At 67.4% G+C, this 23,995-nt stretch carries 21 protein-coding genes; 14 read left to right on the top strand and 7 right to left on the bottom strand.

Features of this window, described 5'->3' with window-relative positions; all coding sequences use genetic code 11:
• Positions 1–64: 64 nt before the first annotated feature.
• The 3 genes from EPA99_RS06820 (at position 65) to EPA99_RS06810 (ending at position 2,749) form a co-directional block, all read left to right on the top strand.
• Positions 65–961 (top strand): BrxR family helix-turn-helix transcriptional regulator, encoded by an 897-nt coding sequence (locus EPA99_RS06820; RefSeq protein ID WP_129470467.1) that lies wholly within the window; start codon positions 65–67, stop codon positions 959–961.
• Between the two features lie 40 nt (positions 962–1,001).
• Entirely contained in the window at positions 1,002–1,604 is a 603-nt protein-coding gene (locus EPA99_RS06815) for a hypothetical protein (RefSeq protein ID WP_206733712.1), read from the top strand.
• A gap of 104 nt (positions 1,605–1,708) precedes the next feature.
• Positions 1,709–2,749 (top strand): hypothetical protein, encoded by a 1,041-nt coding sequence (locus EPA99_RS06810; protein ID WP_129470465.1) that lies wholly within the window; start codon positions 1,709–1,711, stop codon positions 2,747–2,749.
• A 227-nt stretch (positions 2,750–2,976) separates the two neighbouring features.
• Here EPA99_RS06810 and EPA99_RS06805 read toward each other — a convergent pair whose 3' ends face one another.
• Positions 2,977–3,234 (bottom strand): hypothetical protein, encoded by a 258-nt coding sequence (locus tag EPA99_RS06805; protein WP_164978587.1) that lies wholly within the window; start codon positions 3,232–3,234, stop codon positions 2,977–2,979.
• A gap of 365 nt (positions 3,235–3,599) precedes the next feature.
• On the opposite strand from EPA99_RS06805, the gene EPA99_RS06795 reads away from it, so the two are divergent.
• From EPA99_RS06795 to EPA99_RS06785, 3 genes are all read left to right on the top strand, one after another.
• Positions 3,600–4,322, top strand: a complete 723-nt coding sequence (locus tag EPA99_RS06795; protein ID WP_129470463.1) for an XAC0095 family protein — start codon at positions 3,600–3,602, stop codon at positions 4,320–4,322.
• A 218-nt stretch (positions 4,323–4,540) separates the two neighbouring features.
• Positions 4,541–5,332: a type I 3-dehydroquinate dehydratase gene (aroD, locus tag EPA99_RS06790; RefSeq protein ID WP_241688302.1), complete on the top strand. Its 792-nt coding sequence runs from the start codon at positions 4,541–4,543 to the stop codon at positions 5,330–5,332.
• Positions 5,333–5,579: 247 nt separating this feature from the next.
• The gene (locus tag EPA99_RS06785; RefSeq protein ID WP_129470462.1) at positions 5,580–6,512 is read left to right on the top strand and encodes an alpha/beta hydrolase; all 933 of its coding nucleotides are present in this window, start codon (positions 5,580–5,582) and stop codon (positions 6,510–6,512) included.
• A 126-nt stretch (positions 6,513–6,638) separates the two neighbouring features.
• On the opposite strand, the gene mnmG is transcribed toward EPA99_RS06785, so the two are convergent.
• Both mnmG and EPA99_RS06775 read right to left on the bottom strand, forming a co-directional pair.
• Positions 6,639–8,549 (bottom strand): tRNA uridine-5-carboxymethylaminomethyl(34) synthesis enzyme MnmG, encoded by a 1,911-nt coding sequence (mnmG, locus tag EPA99_RS06780; RefSeq protein ID WP_129470461.1) that lies wholly within the window; start codon positions 8,547–8,549, stop codon positions 6,639–6,641.
• Between the two features lie 490 nt (positions 8,550–9,039).
• Complete coding sequence (locus tag EPA99_RS06775) at positions 9,040–9,591, bottom strand: hypothetical protein (RefSeq protein WP_206733711.1); 552 nt, start codon at positions 9,589–9,591, stop codon at positions 9,040–9,042.
• Between the two features lie 181 nt (positions 9,592–9,772).
• On the opposite strand from EPA99_RS06775, the gene EPA99_RS06770 reads away from it, so the two are divergent.
• From EPA99_RS06770 to EPA99_RS06760, 3 genes are read left to right on the top strand one after another with little or no spacing between them, the layout of a single operon-like run.
• On the top strand, positions 9,773–10,735 hold the full coding sequence (locus tag EPA99_RS06770) for a pyridoxal-phosphate dependent enzyme (RefSeq protein ID WP_129470460.1): 963 nt from the start codon (positions 9,773–9,775) through the stop codon (positions 10,733–10,735).
• Positions 10,732–11,340 (top strand): YdcF family protein, encoded by a 609-nt coding sequence (locus tag EPA99_RS06765; RefSeq protein ID WP_129470459.1) that lies wholly within the window; start codon positions 10,732–10,734, stop codon positions 11,338–11,340. The genes EPA99_RS06770 and EPA99_RS06765 overlap by 4 nt, the downstream gene beginning before the upstream one ends.
• A 36-nt stretch (positions 11,341–11,376) precedes the next feature.
• Positions 11,377–11,799 carry a ketosteroid isomerase-related protein gene (locus EPA99_RS06760; protein ID WP_241688301.1) on the top strand — a complete coding sequence of 141 codons (423 nt, stop codon included), beginning with the start codon at positions 11,377–11,379 and terminating at the stop codon, positions 11,797–11,799.
• A 150-nt stretch (positions 11,800–11,949) separates the two neighbouring features.
• Here EPA99_RS06760 and bioC read toward each other — a convergent pair whose 3' ends face one another.
• Positions 11,950–12,828, bottom strand: a complete 879-nt coding sequence (bioC, locus tag EPA99_RS06755; protein ID WP_129470458.1) for a malonyl-ACP O-methyltransferase BioC — start codon at positions 12,826–12,828, stop codon at positions 11,950–11,952.
• Between the two features lie 337 nt (positions 12,829–13,165).
• Positions 13,166–14,386, bottom strand: coding sequence for an 8-amino-7-oxononanoate synthase (gene bioF, locus EPA99_RS06750; RefSeq protein WP_129470457.1), 1,221 nt, complete (start codon positions 14,384–14,386; stop codon positions 13,166–13,168).
• Positions 14,387–14,700: 314 nt separating this feature from the next.
• Between bioF and EPA99_RS06745 the strand changes: the two genes are divergently transcribed.
• Positions 14,701–15,405: a ComF family protein gene (locus EPA99_RS06745; protein ID WP_129470456.1), complete on the top strand. Its 705-nt coding sequence runs from the start codon at positions 14,701–14,703 to the stop codon at positions 15,403–15,405.
• A 107-nt stretch (positions 15,406–15,512) separates the two neighbouring features.
• Here the strand turns inward: EPA99_RS06745 and EPA99_RS06740 are convergent, their stop codons facing one another.
• Both EPA99_RS06740 and ubiA read right to left on the bottom strand, forming a co-directional pair.
• Positions 15,513–16,907 carry a short-chain fatty acid transporter gene (locus EPA99_RS06740; RefSeq protein WP_129470761.1) on the bottom strand — a complete coding sequence of 465 codons (1,395 nt, stop codon included), beginning with the start codon at positions 16,905–16,907 and terminating at the stop codon, positions 15,513–15,515.
• 217 nt (positions 16,908–17,124) lie between these two features.
• Complete coding sequence (ubiA, locus tag EPA99_RS06735) at positions 17,125–18,018, bottom strand: 4-hydroxybenzoate octaprenyltransferase (protein ID WP_129470455.1); 894 nt, start codon at positions 18,016–18,018, stop codon at positions 17,125–17,127.
• A gap of 312 nt (positions 18,019–18,330) precedes the next feature.
• On the opposite strand from ubiA, the gene EPA99_RS06730 reads away from it, so the two are divergent.
• From EPA99_RS06730 to EPA99_RS06715, 4 genes are all read left to right on the top strand, one after another.
• A complete protein-coding gene (locus EPA99_RS06730) occupies positions 18,331–19,881 on the top strand; it encodes a glycosyltransferase (RefSeq protein WP_129470454.1) in 1,551 nt (516 codons plus the stop codon).
• Positions 19,882–20,013: 132 nt separating this feature from the next.
• A complete protein-coding gene (locus EPA99_RS06725) occupies positions 20,014–21,309 on the top strand; it encodes a lipopolysaccharide biosynthesis protein (protein WP_129470453.1) in 1,296 nt (431 codons plus the stop codon).
• Positions 21,306–22,301 carry a glycosyltransferase family 2 protein gene (locus EPA99_RS06720; RefSeq protein ID WP_129470452.1) on the top strand — a complete coding sequence of 332 codons (996 nt, stop codon included), beginning with the start codon at positions 21,306–21,308 and terminating at the stop codon, positions 22,299–22,301. Before EPA99_RS06725 ends, EPA99_RS06720 begins: the two co-directional genes overlap by 4 nt.
• Positions 22,298–23,800 (top strand): lipopolysaccharide biosynthesis protein, encoded by a 1,503-nt coding sequence (locus EPA99_RS06715; RefSeq protein ID WP_129470451.1) that lies wholly within the window; start codon positions 22,298–22,300, stop codon positions 23,798–23,800. Before EPA99_RS06720 ends, EPA99_RS06715 begins: the two co-directional genes overlap by 4 nt.
• Positions 23,801–23,995 lie beyond the last annotated feature (195 nt).

The following is a 23,995-nucleotide window of genomic DNA, read 5'->3' as shown; positions in this document are numbered from 1 at the left end:
AACTTTTAGACGGGTCTAGTCAATATGCGCTTGTCCACTATTCGTATTCTCACGGGCTCTTGAGATGACGGACTCTGCAGGCCAAAGGCGCCGCGGCCGCTGGGGCCAAGATCGCCGTCTCGAATTCATCGACTCGCGGCTCTATTGGAACGGCCGGGTGAACCGGTCGTCGCTCACCGACTTCTTCGGCATATCGGTGCCACAGGCATCGCTTGATCTGACCGAGTATCAGAAGCGGGCGGAGCACAACACCGTCTACGATCGGACCGAGAAGGCCTATGTCGCGACGCCTCACTTCAAGCCGATCTTCGTCGACCCGACGAGTGGTCGATACCTCGCCGAGCTTTACGCATTGACGACCGGTACGATCCCTTCCGACATCAGCTTCCTCGGTGAACCACCGACGACGGCAATCGTCAAGCACCCGACGAGATTGGTGTCGCCTGAGTTGCTTCGGTCAGTGCTGCATGCGATCCATTCCGGCTCTACGCTGGAGATCAATTATCAATCCATGAGCAGACCGGAGCCGAGCCTTCGCGCGATCAGTCCTCGCGCACTCGCTTATGACGGCTACCGCTGGCATGTCCGTGCCTACTGTCACAAGAGAGAGCGCTTTTGCGACTTTGTTTTTGCGCGCATCCTTGAGCACGCCGGCCCGCATCCGCCACAGCCAATCCCAGAGATAGATCAGGAGTGGGATCGCATTCTGACGATCGTGATCGGTCCAAATCCAGGCCTGCCACCCGGACCGAAGAAAGCAATTGAACTCGATTACGGAATGGTCGATGGCCAGCTTGCGATCGAGACGCGTCAGTGCCTTTCCTATTACCTACTGCGCCGGCTTGGCTTGCATAGATCGACTGACCGGCTCTCAGCAAATGAACAGCAAGTCGTCCTTCTCAATCGCGACGAACTCACTCCCTTCGTTCCTGAGCTCGCTCAGCCTGCTTCTGACTCGTGACCCTCTTCAAATGGCCCGATCGCTGAAAGATTCATATCGTATGCAGCTGTTCGCGGCTCTCGCGGCGAACCTTGCGCTCTACTACGCGCTCGTAAAGGGTCTCAGCTTCTCCGAGTTCAAGATGGAGACTGCTACGGCCCATCTCAGTGCACTTCTCCCGGGTGGTCTCGCAGTAGCGTTGTGTGGAATCTTGAACTCCCAGCTGACCTACCTGCAGAAGGCACGTATCGTTTTTCTTCGGTGGCGTGATCCATTGCCTGGATGCCGTGCCTTCTCGCACTACGTCGCCAAAGATCCACGGATAGACATGAAAGCTGTGCGGGCCAAGTGGTCGCCGCTCCCAAAGGGCGCCCAACAACAGAACGCGCTGTGGTATCGCATCTATCAACAAGAACAGGGAACGGAGGCTGTTAACCACCTCAACAGACATTGGCTGTTTGCTCGCGACTACGCTTCAATTTGCGTGCTGCTCTTGATTGCGCTGGGAGCGCTTGGCATCTACCAAATGCCAAGCGCCCTATCGTGGTTTGTATTTGTAGGCATTGTCCTCACGCAATTCTTCTTCGCCAGACGATCAGCAGTGAATCATGCCGAGCGCTTCATTCTGACCGTGATCGCGCAGGCGGCTGCCAAGCCTAACTGACTTCAATCCTTGCTGCGCAAAAGGCTACTTGCCAGAGCAAGAACCAAAATTGCCACCTGCATGCGCAGCATCCTTGTCCTTGAATGCGAAGCATCTAGGTCTCTATGACTTCCAGATATATTAGTGCTCGAACTGAGCTCGATCCTTATTACAACTTTTGGTTCGTTCAAGTCCTTGTCGCGAAAGGTGGATCGCCTCCATCTTGGCGGCGACACCACCCGAACGACACACCCAATATTCCTGCCAGGGCTTTTTCTACACGGGAGGAGGCGCAGGCGCGCGAACATGAACTCAATGCATTTTTTGATCAGGAACTCGCCAATGAGCCTGACGCCGAACGCCGCCTTTCTCTTCAACTTCGAGCTCAAAAAGCTCGGCAGTCGCACCAACGCTTGCAGCAAGAAGAAGAACTAATGCTGGCAATTGGGCGAGCCCGTGGGTTGTCTGAGACTCCTGTCGCCATGCTGCCCGCTCGACTGCATCCGGATGACGAAACCTACCGTATAGAAATCGAAACGGCACTCACTCAGCATCCTTATATTCGCTCAATCGCATTTGGCGATGGGCGACGCAGACGCATGGCTATACGGCGCGATGGTGGCTCTTGGTCCAAGTCTTTTCTCGCTAGTCGCAAGGGCCTCAGAGGTGCTCGCCGAGCCCCGATTGCAAACGGGTTCGGCCTGAACGAGTTCGATCACTACGGAAGAACGAAGGCGGCGATCAGGCAGATGCTGCTTCCCGAGGCCAGTCGCATCCTCACGATGCGTGGTGTGCAGCAACTCTTGGCAGACGCACTAACACGCGGCAAACCTGCCGTAGTTTGGGGCAGCTACGTATTCTGGTATGAACAAGGCGGTATTGGCTGGCAAGTGAAGGAGCGCAGTGGAAGCGCAGACAGCGAGGATGACGAAGCAATCTGGTTCGAAGGCAAGATACATTCGGCGAACTTCGGCCGAATTGTCGTCCTCCCCTATATCAAGTCGAACGGTGAGCGGGTCCGGGGACACACCAAGAACGCACCGCATGATGGTCCAGCGAAGCCGCGGGCACCTGGCGAGGAACTCGTTCTCGAGTTTGAACAGCTTGATGGGGATCTCATGCGGAGGCTGCTCGGAGAGTTTCGCTACGAGAAGGGGTTTGGCTAACCCGAGCGGCGCCATCTTGCTTCACCAGCTTGACAGTTGGACTGGCTGCTCTACCCTCCGCTTATCGGGTCCTTCCCCGCGATCGCGGGAGTGTTCCCTCGTTCACCGCCGCAAGGCGGCTTAGAAGAAAAACGACCCGATAAGAGCCCCCGAAGGGGGCTCTGCTTTTTTCGAAGCGTCCACAAATGGAATGGGCGCCAGCTATGTGATCAGGGCTAGACCCTCACCTATTCCTCTTCTCCAAAAACCGCCGGATACAACACCGTGTTTCGCGAGGGCGAATACTGCGCTCCCGCCCGAACTGCTTCCAGCAGAGTCGCTTCTTCCCAACCCTGTCCTACAAGTTGGCCGATGATGTCGGGGGTGATGTCCACGACATCTTCGCGACCAAAGATTTTCTCGATGCGTTTATCGGCAGACCGGACTCGTTCTAAGGTTTCTCGCAACATATCTAGCGGATAGCCCGCAATGTAGCGGGGACCCACGCCAGGGTGATCGGTGCGAACGGCGAAGGGAAACAGGGGGCGGAGTCGATTAGAACTCTCCGTCCATCGGTAAAAGTTCAAGTGGCTTCCTTTAGCAGTTGACACTGACACCTCGCAATAGCAATCTCCTCATCAAGGAGCCTAGAAACTCCTCGAGTAGCGGCACCCACCTCCGTCAAACCGGTGGGTTTTTTGTTCCTGCACGCTTGCAGGGACGACCGACGCGCTGCCTGCGTCGGGAGGGCGGCTAATACAACACCCGCAAGGGGAATACGCCCGCCGGCTACTCGCGGTTTCTAGCCTCCCGACTTCCCGTCCGCCGATCACGGCGGGCGGTCACTTCATGGTGAGAAGGAGAGGCGACGATGTCAGAGCATGCGTTCGACGATAAGGAGATGACGGGCTACTACCTGCCCGAGGACAGTCAGCGATTGCTGACGCAGATCAGGCACCACATCCACTTCCTGGCACGGCTGGCGACGTCGCGCAGCGCGGATGAAACGCAGGAAGCGGCACCTGCCATGGACATGGCGGAGTTGAAGTTCTGCCTGGAGCAGCTGGCCGGGCTGCTGGATCTGGTGCTCCAAGCAGTGCCCAAGCTGAAACGAGCGCAGCCGCTCCAAGCGTCGAGCGACAAGCTCGAGGCGGACGGCGAAGACAACGACGAAACGATCAGCGATGACATTGACGAGAAAGACGACGCCCCTGTGCACACGTACGCCATGCAAGCCGACGCCGAGCACCTTGTCCTCGGTGTCACCCTGGACCAGTTCGACAAGCTCAAGCTGCTGGTCGCCAGCATCAAGGCCTTTGGCGATGCGGTGTATGCCGACGCGACGGCCGAGTTCGCTAAGGGCACCTTGTCGATGCTGGGCTACACCATCTTCGACCGCGCCGAAGAGGTGGATGACATCCTGAGCGAAATCGATGCCCAGACGCTGCCGCAGCGGCCCGTGCGCCATTCGGTCAAGGAAGAGCCTGCGACTTATGGCGCGCAACCGTGGTTTGCATCAGTACGCCTTGGGAACACTGACCCGATGGCATGGCCGATCGCACAGACACGGTCCGCCATGTCGCCCCTCCACTGAGCCTTCAGCGGACTAGAAGGCGGAAAGCCTAAGTCCGCTTTCTCAACGCCCGGAGAGCGGGGGCAGAAGCGTCTCTACAAGAGAGGCAGTGGGAACTGCACTCTGACCGCGGTTTTCGGAAAGCTTCAGACGAAGCTGCGCCGTACTACCCTAGTAGCCCCATGGTGTCGGTCATCGCCCTGATGACTTGCGCCACTCCTGCTCCCAGTACTGCCGACATGAGCCAGCCTTCCGCCCTGCCCGCCATCCGCACCATTGCCATCAAGGGGCTGGAGATCGGACCCGGTGCGCCCAAGACCATCGTGCCAATCACCGGCGCCACTGCGGAGGAGGCGCTGGCGCAGGCCCAGCGCATCGGTGCCAGCGCCGATACCGACGTGGTGGAGTGGCGCCTGGATTGCCTGGATATCGCCAGCGATGCCAGGGCCCTGGTCGCGCTGGCCCCGCAGATCGCCGCGGCTGCGGGCGGCAAGCCAATACTTGCCACCTTTCGCACCAGCGCCGAGGGCGGCAGCAAGGCGATCGCCGATGCCGACTACGGCGCGCTCTATACCGCGCTGATCCAGGCCCGGGCGGCGGATCTGTACGACGTGGAGATGTTCCGCGACCGGGCGGTGGTGGAGGCCATCGTCGCCGCTGCGCACGCGGCCGGTGCCTATGTGGTGATGTCCAACCACGACTTCCATGCCACGCCCGACACGACCGAGATCGTGGCCCGCCTGCGCCAGCAGCAGGCGCTGGGCGCGGACGTGCTGAAGATCGCGGTGATGCCGCAGAGCCCGGGCGATGTGCTCAAGCTGCTCGAGGCAACCTGGCAGCTACGCCAGACCAGCGACCGCCCGCTGCTGACCATGTCGATGGGGCCGATGGGCGTGGTCTCGCGCCTGGCGGGGGAGACCTTCGGCCAGGCCTTGACCTTCGGCATGCTCGGCAAGGCGTCGGCACCGGGGCAGATCGAGGTGGGGGCGCTGCGTGGCATTCTCGACACGCTGCACGCGGCCCACGCCTGATCCCTGCTGAGCAGGCGACTTCCACGCGTCCAGCGCAGGCCGTCGGGGTGAGCGCGGGCACTGCCCAGACAAGCGCGCGTGCCAGCTCTCCTGGCACCAGCCAGGACGTGGTCCGAAGAACGCTGGCGCTGATCGCGCCGGTGTGCGAAATACGAGGCAGCGGTCATGCCTCCATCGGCCCGCTGATCCTGTCGAGACCTCGCTGAATCCCAGGTTTGCCCTCCCCCTTGTCCCAGAGCCCCACAAGATGAAAGCCATCCGTCTGTTCGCGTTGTCGCTGCTGCTGGCACTCACCGCTTCCCCCGTGCTGGCGCGCAAGCCCGCGCCGGCGCTGCCGCCGGCCACCCACGCCACGGTCGTCACCGATGACGGCCTGCCGCTGGCGCTGTGGTCGCGCAGTGCCGCCCAGCCCACGCGCACCGTGCTGCTGGTGCATGGCCGCACCTGGAGCGCGCGTCCGAACTTCGACCTGCAAACCCCCGAGGGCGACCGCTCGGTCCTGAAGGACTTCGCCGAGCGCGGCTATGCCGCCTATGCGGTGGACCTGCGCGGCTATGGCGATTCGCCGCGCGATGCCAGCGGCTGGATCACGCCCGATCGCGCATCGGCCGACGTGGCCCAGGTGCTGCAGTGGATCCAGCGCCAGCACCCGGGCTTGCCGGCACCGGCGCTGGTGGGCTATTCGCAGGGTGCGGCGGTCGCGTTGCTTACCGCCCAGCGCGCGCCGCAGGCCATGTCCGCGCTGGTGCTGTACGGCTTCGCCGCCGATGTCGACGCCCCGCCCAAGGACCAGCCCACGCCCGCGCAGCCGCCGCGCGCCAAGACCACCGCGCAGGCCGCCGGTGAGGACTTCGTGGTCGAAAGCGCGTTCACCCCGCAGCTGCGCGATGCCTACGTGGCACAGGCCCTGGCCAGCGACCCAATCCGCAACGACTGGCGCAGCGCTTCGCAGTTCGTCTTCACCCCGGAGACGGTGCAGGCGCCGACGCTGCTGATCCGCGGCGCCCAAGATGGGTACAACACCCAGGACAAGTACGCGCGGCTGTTCCTGCGCCTGGGCAGCGAAGACAAGCGCTGGGTCACCCTGCCCAAGTCCGACCACGTCGCCCATGTGGAGAACACCCACGACGCCTGGATGGCCGCCATCACCGAGTTCATCGCGCGGCCGCAAGTCCGCTGAGGCTACGCCGGCCGCGCTGTGGCGGCCGCATCGGAGCTGGCGCCGGACGCCAGGTTCGGATCGCCGTCGGTCATCGAATGCGGAACAAGGCAGACAGCCCATCCAGTCCCTTCTGGATCGTGGCGCTCAAGCCACCTGGCTCTGCCCGCGCCGCGCGCGTTCCAGGTGCACTAGCAGCAGGGAGATGGCAGCCGGGGTCATGCCCGGGATGCGCTGGGCCTGGCCGACGGTCTGCGGGCGCACGCGCTCCAGTTTCTGCTGCACTTCGGCCGACAGGCCACGTACGCTGGCGTAGTCGAAGCCCTCGGGGATCGCGGTGCCTTCGTTGCGCTGCTGGCGTTCGATCTCCACGCGCTGGCGGTCCAGGTAGCCGGCGTACTTCACGCCGATCTCCACCTGCTCGGCCACCTGGGCATCGTCCACGCCCGGGCCGATGCCCTGCACCTGCATCAATGCGGCGTAATCCAGTTCCGGGCGCTTGATCAGGTCCAGCGCGTTGGTCTCGCGGCTGACGGCCACGCCGAGCGCGGCTTCCAGCTCACGGCCCAGTGCGTTGGCCGGCGTGGCCCACAGCGCGCGCAGGCGCTGGGTTTCCTGGGCCACGGCTTCGCGCTTGGCCTCGAAGCGCGCCCAGCGCGTGTCATCCACCAGGCCCAGCCCGCGCCCGACGGGCGTCAGCCGCGCATCGGCATTGTCCTCGCGCAGCTGCAGCCGGTATTCGGCGCGGCTGGTGAACATGCGATAGGGCTCGGTGGTGCCGTGGGTGATCAGGTCGTCCACCAGCACGCCCAGGTAGGCCTCGTCGCGACGCGGCGACCAGGGCTGAAGCTCGCGCGTGAAGCGCGCCGCATTGAGCCCGGCCAGCAGGCCCTGCGCGCCCGCTTCCTCATACCCGGTGGTGCCGTTGATCTGGCCGGCGAAGAACAGGCCCGACACCAGCTTGGTCTCCAGCGAGGTCTTCAGCCCGCGCGGGTCGAAGAAGTCGTACTCGATCGCATAGCCCGGGCGGGTGATGTGCGCCCGCTCGAAACCGCGGATCGAGCGCACCAGCGCCAGCTGCACGTCGAATGGCAGCGAGGTGGAGATGCCGTTAGGGTAGATCTCCGCCACGTCCAGGCCCTCGGGCTCGACGAAGATCTGGTGGCTGGCCTTCTCGGCAAAGCGCACCACCTTGTCCTCGATCGAAGGGCAGTAGCGCGGGCCGATGCCCTCGATCTGGCCGCTGTACAGCGGCGAGCGATGCAGGGCGGCGCGGATGATCTCGTGCGTGTGCTCGGTGGTGTGGGTGATCCAGCAGCTGACCTGGCGCGGGTGGTCGGCGACCTGCCCCAGGAAGGACATCACCGGCATCGGCGTATCGCCCGGCTGCTCCTCCATCGCTGCATAGTCCAGCGAGCGGCCGTCGATGCGCGGGGGGGTGCCGGTCTTGAGGCGGTCGATGCCGAAGGGGCGCTCGCGCAGGCGCGCGGCCAGGGTGCTGGCTGGCGGGTCGCCCATGCGCCCGGCGGCGTACTGGGTCTGGCCGATATGGATCTTGCCGGCCAGGAAGGTGCCCGCCGTCAAAACAATGGCGCCCGCATCGAAGCGCAGGCCGGTCTGCGTCACAACTCCGCGCACCACGTCATGTTCGATCACCAGATCGTCCACCGCCGCCTGGAACACGGTCAGCCCGGGCTGGGCCTCGACCATGCGGCGGATCGCCATGCGGTAGAGGTTGCGGTCGGCCTGGCAGCGCGTGGCGCGCACGGCCGGGCCCTTGGAGGCGTTGAGGGTGCGCCACTGGATGCCGGCCAGGTCCGCCGCGCGGCCCATGGCCCCGCCCAGGGCGTCGATCTCCTTGACCAGGTGGCCCTTGCCGATACCGCCGATGGCGGGGTTGCAGCTCATCGCGCCCACGGTCTCGATGTTGTGGGTCAGCAGCAGCGTGCGCGCCCCGGCGCGGGCCGACGCCAGCGCCGCCTCGGTGCCGGCGTGGCCGCCGCCGATCACGATGACCTCGTAGCGCTGGTCGTCTTGGAACAGGGAGGAGGCGTTCATGGCGTGGATTTTCTCATGCTTTGCGCACACCGACCGCGTGCGCCCAGGCGGGCGGTTGCAGTTGGCACGGATTCTGCGATTCCCCAATGGCACCCGAAGTGGCACGCGACATCAGGGGCGCCTAGGCTGGAATTGGAACAGGGGCCAGCCGCTGCGCACGTCGGGGACGCCCGGGGCCGGTAGTCGGGGGACTGCCGGCCCCAACTTTTATGCGCGATGGGCCACGCCGGTCGCACTGCGAACGGTGCGTGGCCGCGCCCCCCCCCCCCGAACGACGCGTCAGCCCCCACGAATCCCACAAAGCACAACGCCCGGCAGGACCGGGCGTTGTGGTGTTTAGGCGCCGACGTCCGGCAGGGCCGGAACAGGGGGGATCCAGAGTGTCCACCGGACGTCGACATGGAACGCTTTGACTTAAGGAGACGTCAGAAAACGACGCAACCGGTCAAGTCGCGCAAGCTTGCGTGGCGGCTGGCGTTAAAGCAAGCGCTCAAGGCTCGGCCTGACGCCTCCACGGCGGATTCTGCGACGGGCTTCTCGGAGTCACCGGCCGTGGCGCGCTGACCGGCCGGGGCGGGCGCGCCGCAGGCGCCGGGCGCATCGCCGGTGCACCGGCAGGACGTGGCGGGCGGGCGTCGTCCCGCGGCGGCCTGGACGGGCGGCCGACATTGGTCGGCGGGTTGCGCCACGGCGGCGCGTTGTCGCCGCGCGGCGGGCGCTGCGATGGCGGGCGGTCCGGCGGACGCGGGCCTTCCGGGCGTGGCGGCCGCGGACGCACCGGGTAGACCGGATACGGGTAATAGCCACCCCCGCCGTAGTAGGGATAGCCGCTCCAGCGGCCATAGCCGCCGTAGCCGCCGTAGTAGCCACCGCCGTAGTAACCGTAGCCGTAAGCCGGGTAGCCGTAGGGATCGTAGTAGCGCACCGACGGCGCGCCGCGGTAGTAGCCGCCGGCGCCACCGCCGCCGGCGTAGTCGTAGGTGGCGCAGCCCGACAGCGGGAGCGCGGCCACGGCGACAAGCAGGAGCGAGCGAAGCTTCATGGTGGACCCCCCGGTCGGCACCGTATGGAAGTTGGAGTCTGGGCACGCCGCATTGAATCCGTCCTTAATTTCCAGGGCTTTCCGCGCCCCGTGCGGGCCGGCCTCAGGCGCGCGATCCCAGGGCCGCACTTTGACACGCAGCGGCGCTGGACCGCCGTGACGATGGGTTAATCTTTTCGGCATGCCCAGCCAGCTCCCCACGTTCGACGACGTCATCGACGCCGCCGCCCGGATCGCGCCGCACGCCCAGCTCACGCCTGTCCTGACCAGCCGCACCCTGGATGCGCTCACTGGCGCGCGGCTGTTCTTCAAGGCCGAGCATCTGCAGCGGGTGGGCGCCTTCAAGTTCCGCGGCGCTTGCAACGCAGTGTGGTCGCTGCAGGCGGCCACCGCCGCCCGGGGCGTGGTGACGCATTCTTCCGGCAACCATGGCGCGGCCCTGGCCCTGGCCGCGCGCACGCGCGGCATCCCTTGCCATGTGATCGTCCCGGACAACGCCGTGGCCGCCAAGCGCGCCTCGATCGAACGCCAGGGCGCGGTGCTGCACTTGTGCGCGCCCAGCATCGAGGCCCGCGAGGCCATGTGCGCCCAGGTCCAGGCCGAGACCGGCGCCGAACTGGTCCACCCCTACGCCGACGCCCGGGTCATCGCCGGCCAGGGCACGGCCACCCTGGAGCTGCTGGCCCAGAGCGGCGGGCTGGACGTGGTCATCGCCCCGCTGGGCGGCGGCGGGCTGGGTGCCGGTACCGCCCTGGCCCTGCACGGGCGCGCGCCGCAGGCCGAACTGTGGCTGGCCGAGCCGGCCGGGGCCGCCGATGGCGCCGCCTCGCTGGCCGCCGGCGCGCTGCGCACCGACATCGTCCCGGACACGGTCTGCGACGGCCTGCGTGGCAAGCTCGGCGCGCCCAATCTTGCGCTGCTGCTGGCCCATCGCGCGCAGGCGGTCACGGTCGAGGACGCCGACACCATCGCCGCCATGCAGTTGCTGTGGCAGGTGCTCAAGCAGGTGGTGGAGCCCTCCTCGGCCATCGCCCTGGCGGCGCTGCTGTCGCGCCGGGAGGCGCTGGCCGGCAAGCGAGTCGGGGTCATCCTCAGCGGCGGCAACGTCGACCTGGCGGCCCTGCCCTGGCTGGCCGCCGCATGAGCCGGCGCCGGCGCCAGCGCACCGGCTTCTGGGGCTGGTGCTTGCGCCTGCTCGTGCTGGTGCTGCTGTGGCTGGTCGGCGTGGCCGGCTATATCGAGTGGACCGGCGCGCGCGATGATGCCGCTGCCTCGGACGTGATCATCGTGCTCGGCGCGGCCGCCTACGACGCCAAGCCCTCCCCGGTGCTGGAGGAGCGGCTGCGTCACGGCATCGACCTCTATCGCCGCGGGCTGGCGCCCAAGCTGCTGTTCACCGGCGGCTTCGGCACCGGCGCGCGCTTTGCCGAATCGCAGGTGGCGCGCCGCTACGCGCTACGGCAGGGCGTGCCCGAGGGCGACATCCTGATCGAGACGGTCTCGCGCACCACCCAGCAGAACATGCAGCAGGCCGCATTGGTGATGCAGGCCAACGGGCTGCACAGCGCCATCCTGGTCAGCGACCCGCTGCACATGGCGCGGGCCATGCGCCTGGCGCGGCAGAGCGGCATCCAGGCGCGCGTGTCGGCCACGCCCACCAGCGCGTTCCGCACCTGGAACACGCGCTGGAAATTCCTGGTGCAGGAGGTGTACTTCTTCCACCGGGACCTGGCCGAATCCTTGTTGTGAACCCCTTTCGCTTTCCCCACCCATGACGGTACCCCCATGACTGCCATGCACGACACGCTCGACCTGATCGACCGCTACTACCAAGCCTTCAACGCCGGACAGTGGGAAGCCATGCTGGCGCTGCTGACGGACGATGTGGCCCACGACCTCAACCAGGGCCCGCGCGAAACCGGTCGCGACACCTTCGCCGCGTTCCTGGCGCGCATGAATGCCAGCTACAGCGAGCAGCTGCGCGAGATCCGCATCATCGCCTCGGCCGACGGCACCCATGCGGCGGCCGAGTACGTCGTGCACGGTACCTACCACCACACCGACCAGGGCCTGCCCGAAGCGCGCGGCCAGACCTATGTGCTGCCGGGCGGGGCGTTCTTCGATCTCCGCGACGGTCGCATCGCGCGCGTGACCAACTATTACAACCTTGAGGATTGGATCGCGCAGGTAGGGGGAAGCGAGGAGTGAGCGCAGAGGAGTGAGGAGTGAGGAGTGAGACAAGCGCAAAAGCGGTGCAAGGTGCGCATGCCACTTCTCGCGACTCACCCCTTGCTCTTACTCACTCCTCACTCCTCCCCGCTCACTCCTCGCCTTTACTCACTCCTCACTCCTCTCCGCTCACTCCTTCTTTCTCCTGATAGGGATGCCCGCGATCGGGACCGAGGCGATATCGCGGCCGCCCTCGCGGATCGGCGCGCCGCCTTCGGGCGCCCAGGCGTGGGCGTAGATCACCTCCCAGGTGCTGGGCAGGGTGCCGTCGCTGCGGCGCTCTGCCTCATAAGCCTGGGTGGCCGCGGCGAACCGCGCGCGCCCGGTGAGGGTTCGGCGACGGGCCTGCAGGGCATTGGTGGCGCCGATGGCGCGTAGCTCGCGCATCAGGGCGGGCAGATCGGGATAGGTCAGGGTCAGGCGGTCGCGGTCCAGCACCGGGTCGCGAAAGCCGGCGCGCATCAGCGCATCGCCGAAGGAGGCGATCGGCGCGAACGGGCTGACGTGCGGGGCGGCATCGCCCGCGAAGGCCTCGCGCAGTTCCACCAAGGTCTCCGGGCCGAAGGTGGAGCACAGCAGCAATCCGCCGGGCTTGAGCACGCGACGGAAGCCGGCGAACACCGCCGGCAGGTCCTCGACCCATTGCAGGCACAGGTTGCTGAAGATCACATCGACGCTGTTGTCCAGCAGCGGCAGCGCCTGCGCATCGGCGCACACGCGGCCGAAGGGCTTCCACCAGCCGGACTGCTTCCTGGCCTGGCGCAGCATCGGCAAGGACATGTCCAGCGCGAGCACCTGCGCCTTGGGCCAGCGCTTGCGCATGGCGGCGGCGGCGTGGGCCGGCCCGCTGCCGACGTCCAGGGCCACCTGCGGCACGCGATCGGCCAGGTACTCCAGCGATTCCAGCAGGCGCTTTTCCACCTCGTGCTGGAGCACGGCGGCGTCATCGTAGGTGGACGCCGCGCGCGCGGTGGCGCAACGGACATGGCGGGGGTCGAACAAGGTCATGGCGAGAGCATCTTGGACAGCGGCAGCGTCGCCCATTGTCCCGCAGCGTGCGCCGGTGGTGGGCGCCGTGGGGTCAACGCTGTGTTGGGGTGGTGCGGGGGTGGTGCGGGGGCGGTGCGGTGCGAGAGGAGCGAGGAACGAGGAACGAGGAACGAGGAACGAGGAACGAGATAGAAGCATGGGCAGCGGCGATGGCGGATGCCCATTGCGAGGCGCGGGCGCGGTTGGCCTTGCGTTGGAAAGATCAGGCGACGACAGCTGCGGTGCGTGACGCCGCTGGGAGGCCGGGACACTTCGCCCTGCCTTTCGCTGATGCTGCTCGCTTCCCGGCTGGGTCCTAGCCTTCCAGTCCGGCCGGTTCGGCTGCGGCCGTGCGCACGGCCAGCGCGTCACGGGTGCGGGCGAGCGCGTCGACCAGGGCATCGACTTCGCCCGGCGCGTGCATGGCCGACAGGGTGATGCGCAGGCGCGCCTTGCCCTCGGGCACGCTGGGCGGACGGATGGCGGTGACCAGGTAGCCCGCCTGCTCCAAGGCGGCCGACCACGCCAGCGCCTGTGCGTCCTCGCCGCAGGCCAGGGCCTGGATCGGCGAATCGGACAGCGTCAGCTGCAGGCCCGCGGCCTGGGCGCGGTTGCGGAAGCGGGTCACCAGATCGCCCAGGTTGGCGCGGCGCCAATGCTCCTTGCGCGCCAGGCGCACCCCTTCCAGGCTGGCGGCCGCCACCGCCGGCGGCAGGGCGGTGGTGTAGACGTAGGGGTGGGCGGTTTCGGCCAGGTGCTGGATCAAGGCGTCCTGGCCCACCACCACTGCGCCATAGCCGCCCATGGCCTTGTCCAGCGTCACCAGCTGCAGCGGCACTTCCTCCAGGCCCAGCCGCGCCTCGGCCACGCTGCCACGGCCATCGGGTCCGCGCACGCCGACGCCATGGGCGTCATCGACATAGAACAAGGCCTTCTGCACGCGCGCGGCCAGGCTGAGCGCGCGCAGCGGGGCGACATCGCCCTCCATGCTGAAGACGCCATCGGTGACCAGCATCGCCGCGCCCTCGGCGGCACTGCGCAGCTGGCGGATCGCGCCCTCCGGGTCGGCGTGCGGATAGCGGCGCAGGCGGCAGCCAGCCAGGCGGGTGGCATCGAGCAGGCTGGCGTGATTCAGCCGGTCCTGCACGCAGACATCGCCTTCCTCCAGCAGCAGCGCCTGCTGCACGGCCAGGTTGGCCAGGTAGCCGCTGCCGAACAGCAAGGCCCGTGGATAGCCCAGCCAGTCGGCGACCTCGCGCTCCAGGGCTTCGTGCACGGCGTGATGACCGCACACCAGTGGCGAGGCCCCTGCCCCCACGCCGCCGCGGGTGGCCGCATCGGCCAGCGCGTTGACCACGCGGAACTGCTGGGACAGGCCCAGGTAATCGTTGCTGCAGAAGGCGGTCAGCCAGCGGCCGTCGACCTCCACGCGGGCGCCATCGCGACGGGCGATGGTGCGCCGCTCGCGCAGCCGGTCCTGGGCGCTACGCAGCTTGCGCAGGGCGCCGACGCGTTCGGACAGGTCGGGGCGGCTCATGGCGCGCTCGATCCGGCGCTGTCGAGGGAGACGTACTGGACTTGCACGGGGCGACACTCCATTGATCGTTGCGTGCCCCGCTGCGCGGCCACCGCATGTTCCGGGAACTCCGAGCCGCTGACGTGCCTGGATGCCACCAGGCGGATGAGGGCATGCCCTCGCCCTGCGGGCTCGACCTGCGCTGAACGATACGCGCAAGCGGGCGCTTCGCACAGGTCCACCCCTGGCCGGGTCGGATCATGGCGCCGGACCCAGCCAGCGCTTACAGTCCAAGGGTCGGGCCGGAGGCCCGTCCGAGCGAGCCAAGGAATGCGATGAAGCGCGAACGCTGGTTGCAACGACTCGGCCTGGCCGTGCTGTCCCCGCGTTGCCTGCTGTGCGGCGAGCCGGGGCATGCGGGCCTGGACCTGTGTTTGGCCTGCCGCCAGGCGCTGCCCTGGAACCACCTGGCCTGTCCGCAGTGCGCCCTGCCCCTGGACACCCCGACCGGCACCGCCAGTCCCTGCGGCCACTGCCTGCAACAGCCGCCGCCGCTGCATCATGCCGCGGCGGCCTTCGTCTACGGCTTCCCGCTGGACCGGCTGGTGCCGCGCTTCAAGTTCCATCAGGACCTGGCCGCCGGACGCCTGATGGCGCAGCTGATGGCCGAGCATTTCTCCGGTTGCGCCGCCGGCACCCTGGTGCCGGTGCCCCTGCATCCGCGGCGGCTGTCGCGACGTGGCTACGACCAGGCCGACCAGCTGGCCAGGGACCTGGCCCAGCACTTGGCGCTGCCCCGCCAACCGGGACTGCTGCGCCGCGTGCGCGACACCGCCGCGCAGTCCGAGCTGGAAGCCGAGGCGCGCCACCGCAACCTGCGCCAGGCCTTCGCCGTGCCGCCCGGCCAATCCCTCCCCGATCACGTGACCCTGGTCGACGACGTCATGACCACCGGCGCCACCCTGCACGCGGCCGCCCGCGCCCTCACCCAGGCCGGCGTGCCCCGCGTGGACGCCTGGGTCTGCGCGCGCGTGGCTTGAGGCGAGGAGTGAGCGAAGAGGAGTGAGGAGTGAGGGAAAGCAAGAGCCAAGCGAGGCTTTGCTGTTGCTCTTACTCACTCCTCACTCCTCCCCCCTCACTCCTGCTTTCAAGGTATGACCGGCGGCTCGTACGGCAAAGTCATGCCCAGCAGCCACAGCAGGCCGATCACCAGCGGGATGTGCACCAGCAGCTGGATGAAGGTGAAGCCGACGATGTCGCGCGCCTTCAGCCCCAGCACGCCCAGCAGCGGCAGCATCCAGAACGGATTGATCAGATTGGGCAGCGCCTCGGCGGCGTTGTAGACCTGCACCGCCCAGCCCAGGTGCGACTGCAGCTCGTTGGCCGCCTGCATGACATAGGGCGCCTCGATCAGCCACTTGCCACCGCCGGAGGGCACGAAGAAGCCCAGGATGGCCGAGTACACCCCCATCACCGCCGGGAAGGTGTCCTGCGTGGCCACGTGCACGAACAGCTGCGAAAGATGGTGGGCCAGGGTGTCGCCGTCAGCGCCCTTGGCGCCGGTCAGCATCATGGCGATGCCGCCGTACAGCGGGAACTGGATCAGTACGCCGGTGGTGCTGGGCACGGCCTTGGCCACGGCGTTGAGGAAGCTGCGCGGCCGCCAGTGCAGCAGCAGGCCCAGCGAGAGGAACAGGAAGTTGTAGGTGTTGAGGTTGGCGATCGCGGTGACGACGGGCTTGGCGGCGAACTCGCTGAACAGCCAGCCGAAGGCCAGCAGCGACAGCAGCACGGTCAGCAGCGGACTGTATTCCAGCCACTCGCCCGGACGCGCGCGCGGCGGCAGCGACTTGTCCGGCTCGGCCAGGGCCGCATCCGGGAAATCCTCGGCGGTGCGCGCGGCCTTGCCCGAGGGCGAGGTGACCCAGCAGATCAGCAGCGACACCACGATCAGCACCGCGGTGAGCAGGATCGACTGCCACAGGAAGATGGTCTCGGTGAAGGGCAGCACGCCGGTGATTTCCACCAGGCCCGGCGGCATGCTGGCCGGATTGGCCTGCAATTGGGCGGCCGAGGAGCTCAGGCCCATGGCCCACACCGCGCCCAGGCCCAGGTAGGCGGCCGCGCCGGCGGCGCGATAATCCATCCGCAGCTCGCTGCGCTTGGCCAGGGCGCGCACCAGCAGCCCGCCGAACACCAGCGAAAAGCCCCAGCTCAGCAGCGAGGCCAGCATGCTCACCAGGCCGACATAGACCACCGCGCCACGGCCGGTGCGTGGCACCTGCGCCAGGCGGTCGATGAAGCGCGCCACGATCGGCGCGGTCGCCACCGCGTAGCCGCCGATGACCACGAAGGCCATCTGCATGGTGAAGGGGATCAGGCTCCAGAAACCGCCGCCGAAGGCCTCGGCCGTGGCCTTGGGGGTGGCGCCGAAGGCCATCGCGCACAGCGCCACGATCACCACGCCCAGCACGGCGAAGACATAGGCATCGGGGAACCATTTCTCGGCCCAGGCCGCACAGCGCAGCGCGGCGCGCGCCATGACGCCTTCCTGCAGGGATGACGGGTGCGGGTCTGCCATGCCGGTCGCCTTTGCCTCGTGGGGAGGCTGCATGGTCGCCGCAGTGCGTCAAAACGTCTGCTGTACCTTCGTCTACGGGCTTTGATGACCCATGTGTCAGGCACGATGGCGGCATCGCGATGCAGTGCGATGGCCACGCCATACGCCGGCCGGCAGCGGCGTGCGCCGATGCCCGGGTTCAGCGCAGCAGCTGATCGCCCACGATGCCGGCGAAGACCACCGCACCGACCCAGTTGTTGTGCAGGAAGGCGCGGAAACAGGCGCCGCGTTCGCGATGCCGGCATAGCCGGAACTCGTAGGCCACCAGGCCGATGGCCACCAGCAGCGCCAGCCAGTAGACAGGGCCCAGCCCCGCCAGCCCGCCGACCGCGGCCAGGGCGAGGAACACCAGGGTGTACAGCAGCGCCTGGATCGCCAGATCGTGCCGGCCGAACAGGATGGCCGTGGAATGCGAGCCGGCGCGCAGGTCGTCCTCGCGATCGACCATGGCATACCAGGTGTCGTAGGCGGTGGCCCACAGGATGTTGGCCACGTACAACACCCAGGCCACCATCGGCACCCGCATCTGCACGGCGGCGAAGGCCATCGGGATGCCGAAGCCGAAGGCCAGGCCCAGGTACACCTGCGGCAGGTGCGTGTAGCGCTTGAGGTAGGGGTAGCTGGCCGCCAGGAACAGCGCGATGAAGCTCAGCCCGATGGTCAGCGCATTGAGCGTGAGCACCAGCACGAAGGCCACCAGCATCAGCACCGCGAACACCACCAGCGCCTCGCGTCCGGACACCGCGCCGGTGGCCAGCGGGCGGGTCTTGGTGCGTTCGACCTGCGGGTCCAGCCAGCGGTCGGCGTAGTCGTTGATGACGCAGCCGGCCGACCGGGTCAGCCAGACCCCGGCGGTGAACACCAGCAGGATCCACCACGGCGGCAGGCCGTCGGCGGCCAGCCACAGCGCCCACCAGGTCGGCCACAGCAGCAGCAAGGCCCCGATCGGCCGGTCGCCCCGGATCAGCTTCCAGTAGGAGAGCCAGCGCCCGGGGCGCGGCGCGGCCGGCGTATTCAGGTGTTCGGAAGCCATGGCGCAAAGGGTAGCAGCCCGACTGTCCGGCCGAAGGCCGATCCGCCGTTCTTGCATCCACCAGAGACCGATTTCGCGATCGCGCTGAATGTGACTTGCGTCGCGGTTGTTGCTATCGTGAGTACGGTTTTCGCTGCACTGCAACATCAGGCGCCAACATGGAGCTGGTGCGAACAAGGGGCAATCACCGCAGGCGTACGCAGCTCCGACCAAGCGCGCGCCACGTTGCGGTTACACAGGGAGGAGCGCCCAGCGACGGGCGTGACGCAGGGGACACAATGCGGAAGAACATGACAGCGGATCTGGCTCGGCTTGACGCCGCATGCCTGGTCAGCGGACGAGGCCACCGCTCGCCCGCTCCTGCGATACACCCTCACCATGCCGCGCCGATGCGCGTCTGGGCCACTCTCTCCTCCCCGACGCGACCGCGAAGCGCCGACGCCGCGGGCGACCGCCAGGCCCGATCGCGATGCCTTCCTACCCTCTCCGTCCTCAATTCCCAAGCCCGGGGCCCTCATGCATAAGCGCGTGGTTTATCTCTGCGAATCGTTTCCCGTCCTGTCGGAGACCTTCATCTCCGACCAGGTCGAGCAACTCCTGGCGGCGGACGTTCCGGTGCAGGTGCTGTCGCTGTTCGAAGGACGCAATGCGGCCCTCAACGCGCGCTGGCGTGCCGATTCGCGGCGCGACGCCGCACTGACCACGCTCTACCGCGACCGCCAGCAGGCACGCAGTGCCTTGATCGCGCCGTGGCTCGTGCTGCGCCTCCTGTTGCGTCCTGCAAGCTGGGCCATCACCCTGCGGTGCGCCTTGCAGGCGCGCGGCGCCTTGCGCGATGCGGTGTTCTACGCGGGCTGGCTCAGCAAGCACCCCCAGCGCGCGGACGTGCTGGTCTGCCATTTCGGCCCGGTCGGCTATCTCGGCGCGCTGCTTCGGGCCTGGGGTTTGATCGATGCGCAACAGGTCACCGTCTTCCATGGCTATGACATGTCGCGCGTGATCCAAAGCAAGGGCCGGGGCTTCTACCGCCCCTTGTTCCGCGACGATGGACACCACAGCCTGGCCATCACCCGCCACTGGCAGGCGCTGCTGCGATCGATCGGCGATGCGGCGCCCAGCTGGGTCCCCCTGGGCGTGGATACCACTGCCGTTGCCTTTCGTCCCCGTCCGTACCCGGAGCACGGGCCGATCCGGTTGATCACGGTCGGCCGCCTGACCGCGAAGAAGGGGCAGGCGGACACCTTGCGGGCCTTGGCGCAGCTTCCGGCGGACCAGCCCTGGAGCGGCAATTGGGAGTACCACCTGGTCGGCACGGGGCCCGACGAGGCCGAGCTCAAGGCGCTGGCCGCATCGCTGGGCTTGCAGGAGCGGGTGATCTTCCATGGTGGCCTGCCCCATGCGAAAACACTGGAACTGCTGGAGACCTCCGACGTATTCGTCCTCACCAGCAAGACCGCCGCCGACGGCGACATGGAAGGCCTGCCCATTGCCCTGATGGAGGCCCTGGCCAGCGGCATGCCGACACTCAGTACCCGCCACAGCGGCATTCCCGAGCTCATCACCCACCTGCACAACGGCCTGCTCTGCGACGAAGGCGATGTGCAGGGCCTGCGCGACAACCTGGCCATGATCATGGCCGAACCCCAGCTCTGGGGACGGCTGGTCATCGCCGGTCGCGAGACGGTGGAGCGGCAGTTCGATCTGCCGACCAATGCGCAGACCTTCGCCCGCTTCCTCGATGACGTCTGCGAAGGACGGCCGCTGCTGAGCTATGGCGAGGCCATGCCGGCACCAGAGGCCGAGGAGGCCAGCGAGCCTCTGCCACTGCTCGCGGCCGCGCCAGCATCCACGACAGAAGCCTGAGTCTGCGACCACCATGCCGCTCCGTCGCAGCCCAAGCCCGCGCAACCGGGCTTCACGGCGTGCTGCCCGCGGTTCGTCACTGGCCAGGCCGCGGGTCGTCCGCGCCGCGTTGCATCGCGGCGGGGTGATGCCTTGAGTGCGGCTGCGCGCCTCCGGCGGCTGGGGGCCAAGCTGGGGAATGGGCATTTCGCCGTGGCCGACCAGCTGGCCATGGTGGGCGGCAATTTCCTGATGAACCTGACCCTGGCGCGTGCGGGCGATCTGGAAGCCTTCGGATCCTTCAGCGTGCTCTATGCGCTGCTTGTGCTGGTCAACGCCGGCCAGAGCGCCTTGATCGGCGAGCCGTTGGCGCTCTCGCGCGAGCTGGATGCGCAGCAGCGTCCACGCGCGCTGGACGGACAGCGCGCCAGTCTCCAGATCGTGCTGCCGTTCAGCGCGCTGCTCGCCGTCCATGCATTCGCGACGATGCCGGGGCTTGGCCTGTTCCATGCGCTGTTGTTCGTCCTGGCCTGCACCGCCTGTTCGGCCTACTGGTCGTCCAAAGGACGACTCCATGCGCTGGGCAAGCACCGATCGGCCTTCAACGCGAGCCTTTCCGGCGGTGTGGTCGTGGTTGCGACCGCCTTGCTTGCGATCACGCGCACCGACGCTGTGACCGCAGGCCTGGTGGCCATCGTGGTCTCCTCGCTGTGCGGCCTGGCCGTGGCACTCCATGCCGATGGCGAACGTCGCGCGCATGCCAGCCTGTCGCTGCGGGGGGTGGCCGAGCTGGGCAAGGCCGGCCTGCCCATCGCCCTGCTGGTGTGGATCGCCAACAACATCGTCTTCCTGATGTTGGGGCAAGCGCAGCGCCTGGACGATGCGGCGGGTCTGCGGGCGATCCTGACGCTGTTGCTGCCGGTCAACCAGGTCATGATCGGATGCTCGGCTTTCGTGCTGCCCCAGCTGGCCGCCATGTCCAGGGCCGGTGAGCAGGCCCGCATCGCGGCCTTCAGCGGGCGTGCGCTGGCAGTGTCCGTCGGCGCCGCGCTGGTTTTCGGTGTTGCGACCTGTCTTGCGGCCGGCCCGGTGTCGCGCCTGGTGCTGGGACCGCAGTTCGACCCGTACATCCAGGCGCTGCGGCTGGTGGCGATCGCCTTGCCGGCCAGCTGGGCCTGCGTCATCGTCGTGCGCGCGCACTTCCAGGGCGGGCGGCGACCCCGTTTCGTCCTGTTTGGCTATGTTTCCGCGTTGGTGCTGGGTGTGCCCGTGGCGGCGTGGGCGCTACACCAGGATGGCGCCTGGGCGGCTGCGGCCGCCACACTGGCCATCCACGGTTCACTGGCGGTCGTCCTGTTTGGTCTGTTCGTCTTCGACGTGCGCGCCAGGCGCCACGCCGACGCCCATGCACGAACATCCGAAATCGCAAGACCCGAAGAGACGACATGAGCAAGTTGCAGGACCACCGCGATGTTGCCGCCGATGGCGCGCCGCGGATCTCGGTCATCATCCCCTGTTACAACGCCGCCGACTGCTTGCCGCGTGCGGTCGCCTCGGTCCAGCACCAGTCCGTCCAGGACTGGGAAATCCTGGTGATCGATGACGCATCCACCGACCAGACCCTGGCGGTGGCCGGCAGCCTGGCCCAGGCCGATGGCCGTTTGCGCATCCTGCGCCAGGAGGTCAACCAAGGCCCCTCGGCGGCCCGCAACCGTGGCCTGGAAGCTGCCGGCGGGCAGTGGATCGCGGTGCTCGATGCGGACGATGCGATGAATCCCGGCCGGCTGGAACGCCTGCTCGAGACCGCCGCACGCCACGGCGCCGATGTCGTAGCCGACAACCTGACGCCTTACGACCACGGCGCCGATTGCCTGATGCCTGCGGCCTTCGCATGGCGCCAGGAGCATCGCCTGAGCTTCGATCTGCTGCTGGCGCGCGATGTCTACATGCAAGGTGCGCCCCTGGGCTGGATCAAGCCCATGTGGAAACGAGAGTTCCTGATGGCGCGCGGGCTGCGCTATCCGGTCCAGTACCGGCATGCGGAAGACTTCTACCTGCTGGCATCGGTCCTGCTCGAAGGGGCCAGCTTCTGGCTGCGGCCGGATGCGGACTACATCTACACGCTGCGCCAGGGTCCGATCTCCAAGAGCAGGTCGCCCTTCTCCGCAAGCCAGCCCAATCTGGCGAATGTGGCCGCATCCTGCGAGGACCTGATGCAACGTTATGCCGCCCGCCTGAGCGCGTCGCAGAAGCGACAGTTGGCCGCGCGGGTGCGTCGCTTCATGTGGGGCGGCGCGCTGGTGGAGATCCGTAGCCTGTTGGGCGCGCGTCGCCCGCTGGCCGCTGGTGTGCGCGCCTTGACCCACCCCGGTGCGTTGGCGCTGTATGCGCAGGTCAAGCTGGCCGGGCTGTCCCGGCGCCTGGGATTGGCGCAGGCATGAGCGCTTCGGACAAGGGGGGGCGTGAATCGCTGGCACGCCTGGCCACCAGCGGTACGGCGTGGTCGTTCGTCGCCTCCCTGGGACAACAGGCCATTGCGTTCGTGGTCTTCGTCATCCTGGCGCGCCAGCTGGGTCCGGTCGAGTTCGGTGTGGTCGCCCTGGCCAATGTGTTCCTGGACCTGCTCATCCTGGTCGGCCGCGGCGGCCTGACCGAGGTGCTCATCCAGCGCGATCGGCTGGATGAAACGGAAAAGTCCACGGCCTTCTGGAGCAGTCTGTGCCTGGGCTCGGCGGGAACCTTGGCCATCTGGTTCGGCGCCGGGGCCGCCGCGCGCTACTTCGATACCCCCGGCATGGTCCCGGTCATGCACGGCCTGGCCCTGGTGTGCATGCTCAACGCGCTGGGCACCGTGCAGGAAGCCGAACTCAAGCGTGATTTCGGCTTCAAGGCCCTGGCCATGCGCACCCTTTTGGCGACCTGCGTCAGCGGCATCGCGGCCGTGGCCGCCGCCTACGCCGGGTGGGGGGCAATGAGCCTGGTCGTGCAGCGCCTGGTGGCCACGCTGCTGCTGACCGGAATCCTCTGGTATGCGGTGCGTTGGGTGCCGAAACTGACCTTCTCGCTGTCTGCCGCATCGCGGCAGCTGCGGATGGGCTCGGCGATCTGCGGTTCGTCGCTGTTGGGCGTGGGCAACCAGCGCGTGATCGATGTGGTCATCGGCCGCATGCTGGGCGCCACGCCGCTGGGTTACCTGCGGATCGCCTGGCGCGCCCTGGACCTGTTGATGGAGCTGGGGCTGCGCCCGATCCAGCAGGTCACCCTGCCTGCGTTCTCCCGGTTGCAGAACGACGCAGGGGCGTTGCGTGCCGCTTACCTGCGCACGGCGCGGGTGACGGCCATCGTCATCTATCCGGTCTTCATCGGCGCGGCGATCGTCGCGCCCGACCTGATCACCCTGGTCTTCGGCGCGCAGTGGGGACCGAGTGTGCCGCTGATGCAGATCCTGGCCCTGGGCGTGCTGGTCATGCCCCTGATCTGGTTCAAGAGCAATGTGTTGCTCGCCATCGGGCGGGTGCGCGCGGTCATGCTGCTGAACATCGTCGAGTTCGCGTTGAGCGTGGCGGTGGTGACCATTTCCTGCCGCTGGGGCGTGACAGGCGCCGCATGGGGCAATGTCATCCGCCTGTGCCTGGCGGTGCTGCCGATCTGGTGGGTGCTCCATCGCTACCTGGGCATCGAGCTCATGCCCTTCTTTGCCAGTCAGTGGCAAGCGGCCACGTGCACGGCCCTGATGGTCATCGCCACCTTCCTGGTCGGCCTGCTCTGTCCTGGCCTGCCCGCGGTCGTGCGCATCGCCGTGGTGATCACCGTCGGTGCCGTGGTGTATTTCGCCGCACTGTTCCTGCTGCACAGGCAGGCATGGAACGAGCTGGTCGACCTGGCGCCGCGGCCGGCACGCAGCCTGCTCGCGCGCCTGGGATTGGCCCAGCGCGGCTGAGCGTGTCGAGTCCGGACGCCGCGGGCTGACCGGCGCAGGATGCGCCGGAGTCTGCGCGCCTGGACAGCCCGGGAGGCTCGGCAAGGCCGCCGTGGCGAGGGTGCTCCCGACACGTGGCCCATCGCATGCCCAGTGTCGGCGCATGGCGTGGCCGGGGTTACGCAGCGGTGACTGCGTCGCGGCGGGCGTCCACTA

The organism is Pseudoxanthomonas composti (genome assembly GCF_004122095.1).
GTDB lineage: Bacteria > Pseudomonadota > Gammaproteobacteria > Xanthomonadales > Xanthomonadaceae > Pseudoxanthomonas_A > Pseudoxanthomonas_A composti.
The sequence above is the reverse complement of the archived record's forward strand: the minus strand, read 5'-3'. Positions and strand labels throughout refer to the sequence as shown.